This window comes from Aetokthonos hydrillicola CCALA 1050 (assembly GCF_017591665.1).
Taxonomy (GTDB): Bacteria; Cyanobacteriota; Cyanobacteriia; order Cyanobacteriales; family Nostocaceae; genus Aetokthonos; species Aetokthonos hydrillicola.
The window spans coordinates 2,645-10,841 of sequence record NZ_JAAKGC010000144.1 but is presented as its reverse complement, the minus strand read 5'-3'; the positions used below and the strand labels follow the sequence as shown (position 1 = coordinate 10,841).

Here is an 8,197-nt window from a genome sequence, read left to right as displayed (position 1 = left end):
CTACACTACTTCCTCCCTCCAATTAACCTGTAAAAATACACGTGGTGCTCACCCATATTGTCCCCTACGCACCTATCTCCATCCCCCCCACCCCACTCCACACCCCCCACTCCCCCATCCCCATTGCCCCATCCCCCATGCCCCATGCCCCATGCCCCATGCCCTATCTCCTTCAAATTCGTTGATGAGCTAGTTCTTCTTCAATTGCCGTTAGCAGCTTCGAGAGGTCAATCGGTTTTACAAAGTAACGACAAGCACCTAATTGTATCGCTCGTTCTTGATCTGCTTTAAAAGCAAAAGCTGAAACTACAATAATAGGTATATTTGAGAAGTCTGGTTTTAGCTGAATTTGTTCTAGTAGAGAATAACCATCAATATCTGGTAATTTTAAATCTAATAAAACTAACTGTGGCTTAAATTTGTCTACAATTGAGAAAAAACTGGAAGCTTCTGGCAAGCTTTGAACTTCATATCCACAGTAAATGAGATAATCTCCCAATAGCATCCTATTGATATCATTGTCCTCAATTAACAAAATCCTTTTACCTTTGTGCAACGTATCTTTTTTATCTATAGAGAATATTTCTGTTTTCATTTCCACGAATAATCTTACGACATAAAGTTTATTTCTGTGACCGAAATTGGAAAAATACTAATATGAATATATTGGTTTTAGAATAAATAAAGGGGTACAAATAAATAATTATTGCTTCGTAGTTGCACGCCCTTATCAGTAGAGGAGATGCTTCGTATCGAAAAAAGGTGTGTTGGTCTAACGCCCTCCTTGTAGGCTCCTGGAAGGCGGCTTTCGGCAGTGTAGCACCTGAGCGTAGTCAATACGCCTTATAGGCACGAACGTATTGAGCCTTACGTAATCTGTAAAACCAGAATATTCAGAGATTAGATCTTAAATGATCCCCGTCTTTTTTTGAGCGGGGAGTGTCACAAGAAGCAAAAACGTAGTTGGGGATTACAGCAGGTAAGGGATGTGTGGGATTAACAAAAAATCAACCCGTCAAGTTTTATCTCCCCACACTCCTCTTAAAGGGGAGACTCCTAAAGGAACTGAGCGATTTTGTCTACAGCAGCTTCTAAGACAGATGGCTGGTGTACCAAAGCAAAACGGACATATCCTTCTCCAAATTTACCAAATCCAGCGCCGGGTGCAACGGCTACTCCAGTTTTTTCCACTAGTTCTGTACAAAATTTTACAGAATCTTTACTCCAAGGTTCTGGCAATTTTGCCCAAATATACATTGTTGCTTTAGGAGGAGAGACTTGCCAACCAATTTGGTATAAAGCTTTGATAAAGGCATCTCGGCGAGCTCGGAATGTGGCTACAGTAGCTTCAACTCCGTCTTGAGATCCCATCAGAGCAGTGATCGCTCCATTTAAAATCCCTTGATATTGATTAAAATCTACGGCTGCTTTTATCTGGCGTAATGCTTTAATCAATTGGGCATTACCGATAGCAAAGCCAATACGGAAGCCGCCCATATTGTATGATTTGGAAAGAGTAAAAAACTCGATAGAGATTCGTCTGTCTGGGTCAGCTTGTAAAATAGATGGAGCAGTTCCCTCGAAGACTAAATCTACGTATGGGAAATCATGAACCAGAATCAGATTATGTTGCTCACAAAAGTCAACAGCCTCGTTAAAAAAGGATAAGGGTGCGATCGCGCTGGTGGGATTGTGAGGGTAACTCAACACCATCATCCGAGACTGAGCTAATACAGGTGTAGGAATATCTGCAAACACAGGTAAAAAATCGTTTTGCACCTGTATAGGCATTGTGTATATTTGACCCCCAGCTAAGTGAACTCCACCTGAATGAGAAGGATATCCTGGATCTAACAATAGAGCAAAGTCTCCTGGGTTTAATACAGCCAAGGGTAAATGAGCTGTACCTTCTTGGGAACCAATTAACGTTAGCACCTCTGTTTCAGGGTTTACGGAGATACCAAATTTTTTCTCATACCAGTTGGCTACTGTATAGCGAAAGGCTTGTGTCCCGTGAAACAGCAAGTAGCCGTGCGTACTTTTATCTTTAAGGGACTCGGCGATCGCTTCAAGAACGTGGTCTTCCGCTGGTAAGTCAGAAGATCCGAGTGATAAATCAATTATATGCTTTCCCGCAGCTAAAGCTCTTGCCTTAGCTGTATCCATATCAGCAAATACATTAGATTGTAAAGTTTGTAAACGCTTAGCAAACTGCATTTTTATTATTGAGTCTTAAGTGTGAGGAAGCTAGCCTTCTAGCGTAAGAAGGGAACAGGTCATAGGCAACATTTCGCCTTCCTGTTCCTAAATTGTTCCCAAACCAATGTGATTGCCTATTGCCTTTGAATCTTAGTAGTTAGTTGTTCATTGTGCAGTAACCACCAGTCAGGAATTAGTGGAGGTGAGGATCTATGAAGCTAAGTAACTTGTCTTGGCCAAGAGCTCCTTCAACAGATCCTAACAGTTCCTTTCCTCGAATAAGCCTTAAGGCAGGTACACCTGTTACTTCATATTTTTTAACAGTGGCTGGATTAGGATCAATTTCCATTTTTACTACTTTCAGGCGATCGCCGTAATTGGCTGCTACTGAGTTCATCAGCGGCGTCATCAAGTGACAAGGTCCACACCAGGTAGCCCAAAAATAGACCAACACTGGTATTTCGGCTTGTAACACTTCGGTTTCAAACTCAGCATCAGTTATAGTGATTACACCGTTACTCATTGCAGATCTCCATCAGGGGGCATCTCTCGCGTGTTGGCACACTCAATACTTTATCCCAAGATGCCACCAGCAAACTACTCACTAATGCAAAATCCCACCCCCTTACAGTAGGTGTGGGACTATTGCAAACAAATTTAAATAAAGTTTACATTTGATCCAATTGCTTGCGAAGAGATTCCAACTCAGCGTCAACGACTTGATTGGGTTTAGTATTAGACGTTTCTTGTGGTGGTAATGCTTGTTGATTTGTTTTACCACCAGGTAGAGACATTTGTGCCTTCAACGCTGCCAATTCATCATCTACATCACTGCCAGCTTCCAAAGCTGCAAACTGGCTTTCTAAATCTGAACCAGCCAACTCTCCTGCTGACTGAGCACGAGCTTCTTGGATCATAACTTTTTCTTCCATCCGCTCAAACGCTGCCATTGCGCTGCTGGTATTCATACCACGCACCATGCCTTGAAGTTGTTCTTGTGCTTTAGCAGCAGTAATTCGAGCTTTGAGCATTTCTTTCTTGGTCTTTGCCTCAGAAATTTTGCTTTCTAACTGAATTAAATTACGCTTAAGATTTTCAACAGTGGCAGTTTGCTGTTCTAAACTTGCTTTTAATGCGGTTGCAGATTCACTAACAGTCTTCCTGCGTTCCAGCGCTTGTCGTGCAAGGTTATCATCACCTTTTTGCACTGCTAGCTGGGCGTTCCGTTGCCACTTATTACTTTCGTTTTGAGCGTCATTGTACTGTTTTTCGGTACGCTTTTGGGCAGCAATTGCTTGAGCAACCCCTTGACGTAGCTGTACCAAGTCCTCCTGCATTTCGACGACAGCTTGTTCCAGCATTTTTTCAGGATCTTCGGCTTTGCTTACCAAATCGTTAAGATTAGCACCGACTACTCGTCTAATACGATCAAATAATCCCATAACTTTGTTTTTCCTTGTGCGATTTACGCTCTATAGTTGGACAGTTAGCTTTTTTACTATTTAATAGCCGCCTATTTGAAGGTAGCTTTTTGGTTTTAAAGCACCTCTATTCTTAAGATATGTTCTAAACTTATTTTTCGTCCAATTTTTTAGTATACTTACCTTTTGGTTAACTTGTAGTAACCCTTAGTATTATCTATCACTGTTGTGTTTGGTTTTTGTCAGCTAAGATCTGTCCCTTCATTGCTCTCAGTTCGGCGTCAATAGTATTACCCAATTCTAACGAAGCAAAAGATGAATTCAACTCATCTGGGTCAAGTTTAGCTATTGCTTCTGACTGGGCTTCTAGTTGCACCACTTTTTCTTCCATGCGTTCAAAGGCGTTTAAGCTATTTGTGTTAGAGACACCGTTGAGCATGTCTTGTAGTTTATAGGATGCCTCGGCAGAACGCGCACGAGCAATATACATATCCTTTTTAGTTCTCACCTCAGCAATTTTTAGCTCTAGGGCTCGCATATCGTTTTTCAATTTATCTACGACAATTTTTTGCTGAGAAATTTGACTAGATAGGGTTGTGGCGGTTTGTTGATACGCTTGACGTTTGGTGAGAGCTTCCCTTGCTAGGATATCATTCTCTTGTTGCAGGGCCAGTTGGGCACGGCGGTACCATTCCTGTGCTGTTGACTGTGTTTGAAGTAGTTGCCGTTCACTGCGTTTTTGTATAGCGATCGCCTGTGCTAATGCCTGTCGCAATTGCACCAGATTATCCTGCATTTCCATGACAATAGCCTCCAGAAGTTTTTCTGGATCATCCCTACTAGTCATAAAACTGTTAAGGTTGGCACGCATCACACGCAGGATACGATCAATTAGTCCCATATTGGACCCTCCATTAGCAGCCAGTTTATATTTTAACGAATTTGGGAATGGGGCATAGGGCATGGGGCATTGGGGATGGGGCATGCCCTATGCCCCATGCCCCATCCCCAAATTAAGGCTGAACTCGTGCCTTGATTCCTTTTGCTTCGAGTTGTTGTATTAGTTGTTGTGCTTTGTCTTTATTTTTGACAGCACCCATATAAATAAATTTACCGTCTGCTGATAGATAAGCATCAGGAACTATCTTTCGTGCTGAGTTAAAAGCCTGAAGACCTTGATTTTCAGTCACTATATGATAAAATCCGTCTTTTGATGGTTTAATTTGTGTATCGATTGCAACAGGCTTCTGGGAGAATGGACTCAGGGGTGTTGTTGCTGTCAAGATTGGCGGTGAGTTGTTTATGGTAGGAGCTACGGGCTGTATGGGCTGTAACTGGTATGGTGTTGTTGAAGGGTTTGTAGTAGAGATCGAGTAGGGTGATGATATCGATGTCGGGTTAGGTTTCGGTTTTAAGCCGACTACATCATTTGGATCTCTTACTTCGGGCAATTCCCTTTGTGCCAGATTAGGATATTTAGGTATAGGGGTAAGTGCTGGTTCATCCCCAAGTTTAGTCTTTTTGGATTGTGCTGCTGTGTTTTCAACTTTAGTTGTTGTTTTACTTGTGAACACTCCTTTTAGATTAAATTGACTAATGCTCTTCGGATTAAACACCACAAAGCCGAACGTGAGGCTTGCTAATAATAGCAGCAGCATTGATCCGATACCTAAGGGTGATAGCAGACTGTTGTTCGGATTTGTTTGTTTTGGAGTGTTAGTTTGTTCTTCTGCAAGACTTCGTAGAAGTGCTTCAGATGAGTCCAAGAAGTCATCTGGCTGTACAGGATTTTTATTGTTGCTTTCTGGAGCCTGTGGAGTGACTGTCGAAACGATACTGGTAGAATTTGTTATTTCGGTTGTGTTGGCAGTGATTGTTAGATTTTGCAGTTCCTCCGTTTTTGGTGTCACTGGTGTTTGTTGAAAAGTCTGGGAAGAAGGGATTGATGGTGTGTTAGTCTGGTCAGGAACAGATAGTTCCTCTTGCTGACTCAAAGAAGTAGCAGCAGCTGTCACTGTTGCTGGGGGTTCCTTTTGATTCTCTGTCCCACTTTCCTGCGATGTGTTTTTTACACTCTCCTTCATACTGAGGAGAGTTAATTGTTGGAGTTGACTGCTAGTGAAACTGCCTACACGAGGTTGGCTTAGATTTCTATAGACAGTTTTTGTTCTTCTGTATCGGGCTAACTCTTGATCTAATTTGACTTCTAGACTTGCCAGTGCTGCCGCTAGTGCAGGCTTTAACTGGACTGGTGTAGAAGATTGGATACCCAAATCTATCAGGGGATTTTGACTCATTGCCTATCTGTCTCCAACCTTGACTGCCGGATGAGTTTAAAGATACATTTGTGCAAAGCTATCATGAAAATTATCATAGATAGATCTCACACCCAAGCTGCAATTTTTGCACCTCTTTGGCAAAATGTCGTTTAAATCAGTTAATGATATTTTAGGTGTTTTAGAGGTTCAGGCTAAATGGCAAGAGCAACCTTTTCAAATTTTGCTCACCTCTTGGGCTGAAGTTGTGGGATCAGTGGTTGCCGCTCATACTCAACCACTATCAATTCAGCATGATGTCCTGCGGGTAGCAACTTCTAGCGCTGCTTGGGCACAAAACTTAACTTTTGAGCGTCCGCGCCTGCTTTTAAAGTTGAATGAAAAGCTGGATCCTCCCCTGGTAGACATTCGCTTTTCAACCGCCGGATGGCGGCGTGCTAAAGATACTCAAACACAGAAACAAATTGTTTTATCATTCCAGCACCCCAGTTACTTGGGCAATGCGATGAAAGCACCTAGAGATGTATCGCCCACTGCTGGAAACGCAAATACTGCCTTTAAGTCTTGGGCTAAAACAGTTCAAGAGCGATCGCATAACCTACCTCTTTGCCCCCAATGCGACTGTCCTACACCACCGGGTGAACTTCAACGCTGGGGAGTTTGTTCTCCATGCGCTGCTAAAGGATTTTTAAGGAGGGATCTGCTCCCTGCTCCCTAATTTAAACCTGTATTGGTAAGTTAATTTTAGTAATTTCATCTGCCTTTGGGTGTAAGCCTTTCATTTTTCGTTTCTGTCATAAGTTAGTTTTCAATTTGCCAAATATATCTAGCGAATTAAGGGCATCCAGCTTAAAAGGTGTCTCTTACGGCTGAAGTTAAAAGCCGTGAGAAATCGATATATTAACTTTTAGCGTTGATCCCAAATATTTTTTAGGCAAAATTTATCATGTTTGACATTTCAAAATTTATGTATCACATTGTTAACAAAATAGTTGAAAAATATGACACAAACATAAAAAGATTCTAAAGTTAATTTTTTCCTTGGGATCGCTAAAAGCTTTACTTGCCTAGGCTTTTAGCTTTACACCCTGTTCATTTAGGCAAGCAAAATATAAAGCAAGGATATACCAGCCATAAACAGGCACCGAACTTATGAAACCCATCAAATTGTTGACCTCAGCCTGCCGATATTGCCACTATTACAAGCCAGAGGGGCGGCGTGGAGGGGTTTGCCACCAACTTGGAACACCAGTTCAAGGAAGTTGGAAAGCGTGTTCGTTAGCACTCCCACCATTTGCACCTTCATGGGAAACTTTTGAAGATGCTTGGAGTTTACCAGACGCGTCACCAGCTTTAGCTTCGACATTGAATCACTCTGAACTTACTAATATTGAACAAACCGTTACTTGTTCGTCACAAGAACAAGTAGAAGCCGAGCTTCAAATAATGCTAATTTAGTCTTAACCACTATTTAAGTTTTACTTTCTTGAAGCATAAAAACCACTCACTCAAAATTTAAAAATTATGAGTGCCATGAACATTTAAAAACACAATCAAGGGCAGATTTATTCTCGCCTTGTCAATACAGCTTTCACAAACAGCAATTTTTTAAAATACAGGTGAGACAGCCTAGGCTGTCTCACGATGACAAAATGTATAAAATGCAACTTCTAGAATTACTCAACTTAATTCTAAGGTAACCAGGGGTATTGGCGGAAATTAGGTGGTCGTTTTTCCAGAAAAGCTTGCTTTCCCTCAGATCCTTCTTGTGTCATGTAATAGAGTAAAGTCGCATTTCCAGCAAGTTCTTGTAAACCGGCTTGACCATCACAATCAGCATTAAATGCTGCTTTAAGACAGCGAATAGCGATCGGGCTTTTTTCCAAAATCTCTTGTGCCCAATTAATACCTTCTATTTCAAGTTGTTCCACCGGAACAACGCAATTAACTAATCCCATTTCCTGAGCTTGCTCAGCATTATATTGGCGACAGAGAAACCAGATTTCCCTCGCCTTTTTTTGACCGACTATACGAGCAAGGTAGCTTGCACCAAAACCCCCATCAAAACTGCCGACTTTAGGTCCAGTTTGCCCAAAAATAGCATTATCTGCGGCGATAGTCAAGTCGCAAATCAAATGGAGAACGTGTCCACCACCAATCGCATACCCAGCAACAAGAGCAATCACTACTTTGGGCATAGAACGAATAAGACGCTGTAAATCCAGGACATTTAAACGGGGGATACCATCATCGTCAACATAACCTGCTTGTCCTCGCACGCTTTGATCGCCTCCTGCACAG

The 8,197-nt window shown here is 41.9% G+C and carries 9 protein-coding genes; 2 read left to right on the top strand and 7 right to left on the bottom strand.

Translation table 11 applies throughout. From position 1 onward, the window contains the following. Positions 1-172: 172 nt before the first annotated feature. The 6 genes from G4P69_RS33435 to G4P69_RS33410 all read right to left on the bottom strand — a co-directional run bounded on the left by G4P69_RS33435 (position 173) and on the right by G4P69_RS33410 (position 5,917). Complete coding sequence (locus G4P69_RS33435; RefSeq protein WP_208354155.1) at positions 173-595, bottom strand: response regulator; 423 nt, start codon at positions 593-595, stop codon at positions 173-175. A 461-nt stretch (positions 596-1,056) separates the two neighbouring features. Next, positions 1,057-2,217, bottom strand: a complete 1,161-nt coding sequence (locus G4P69_RS33430) for an LL-diaminopimelate aminotransferase (RefSeq protein ID WP_208354145.1) — start codon at positions 2,215-2,217, stop codon at positions 1,057-1,059. A gap of 175 nt (positions 2,218-2,392) precedes the next feature. Next, positions 2,393-2,722 (bottom strand): thioredoxin family protein, encoded by a 330-nt coding sequence (locus G4P69_RS33425; RefSeq protein WP_208354142.1) that lies wholly within the window; start codon positions 2,720-2,722, stop codon positions 2,393-2,395. Positions 2,723-2,867: 145 nt separating this feature from the next. Further along, positions 2,868-3,641, bottom strand: coding sequence for a PspA/IM30 family protein (locus tag G4P69_RS33420; RefSeq protein ID WP_208354134.1), 774 nt, complete (start codon positions 3,639-3,641; stop codon positions 2,868-2,870). A 199-nt stretch (positions 3,642-3,840) separates the two neighbouring features. Next, entirely contained in the window at positions 3,841-4,521 is a 681-nt protein-coding gene (locus G4P69_RS33415; RefSeq protein WP_208354132.1) for a PspA/IM30 family protein, read from the bottom strand. A 112-nt stretch (positions 4,522-4,633) separates the two neighbouring features. After that, positions 4,634-5,917 carry a hypothetical protein gene (locus G4P69_RS33410; RefSeq protein ID WP_208354129.1) on the bottom strand — a complete coding sequence of 428 codons (1,284 nt, stop codon included), beginning with the start codon at positions 5,915-5,917 and terminating at the stop codon, positions 4,634-4,636. A 124-nt stretch (positions 5,918-6,041) separates the two neighbouring features. On the opposite strand from G4P69_RS33410, the gene G4P69_RS33405 reads away from it, so the two are divergent. Further along, positions 6,042-6,614 carry a DUF721 domain-containing protein gene (locus tag G4P69_RS33405; RefSeq protein WP_208354126.1) on the top strand — a complete coding sequence of 191 codons (573 nt, stop codon included), beginning with the start codon at positions 6,042-6,044 and terminating at the stop codon, positions 6,612-6,614. A gap of 434 nt (positions 6,615-7,048) precedes the next feature. Next, positions 7,049-7,354 carry a hypothetical protein gene (locus tag G4P69_RS33400; protein ID WP_208354119.1) on the top strand — a complete coding sequence of 102 codons (306 nt, stop codon included), beginning with the start codon at positions 7,049-7,051 and terminating at the stop codon, positions 7,352-7,354. Between the two features lie 233 nt (positions 7,355-7,587). On the opposite strand, the gene menB is transcribed toward G4P69_RS33400, so the two are convergent. After that, positions 7,588-8,197, bottom strand: a 610-nt coding sequence (gene menB / locus G4P69_RS33395; protein WP_243903122.1) for a 1,4-dihydroxy-2-naphthoyl-CoA synthase, incomplete at its 5' end; no start/stop codon positions are given.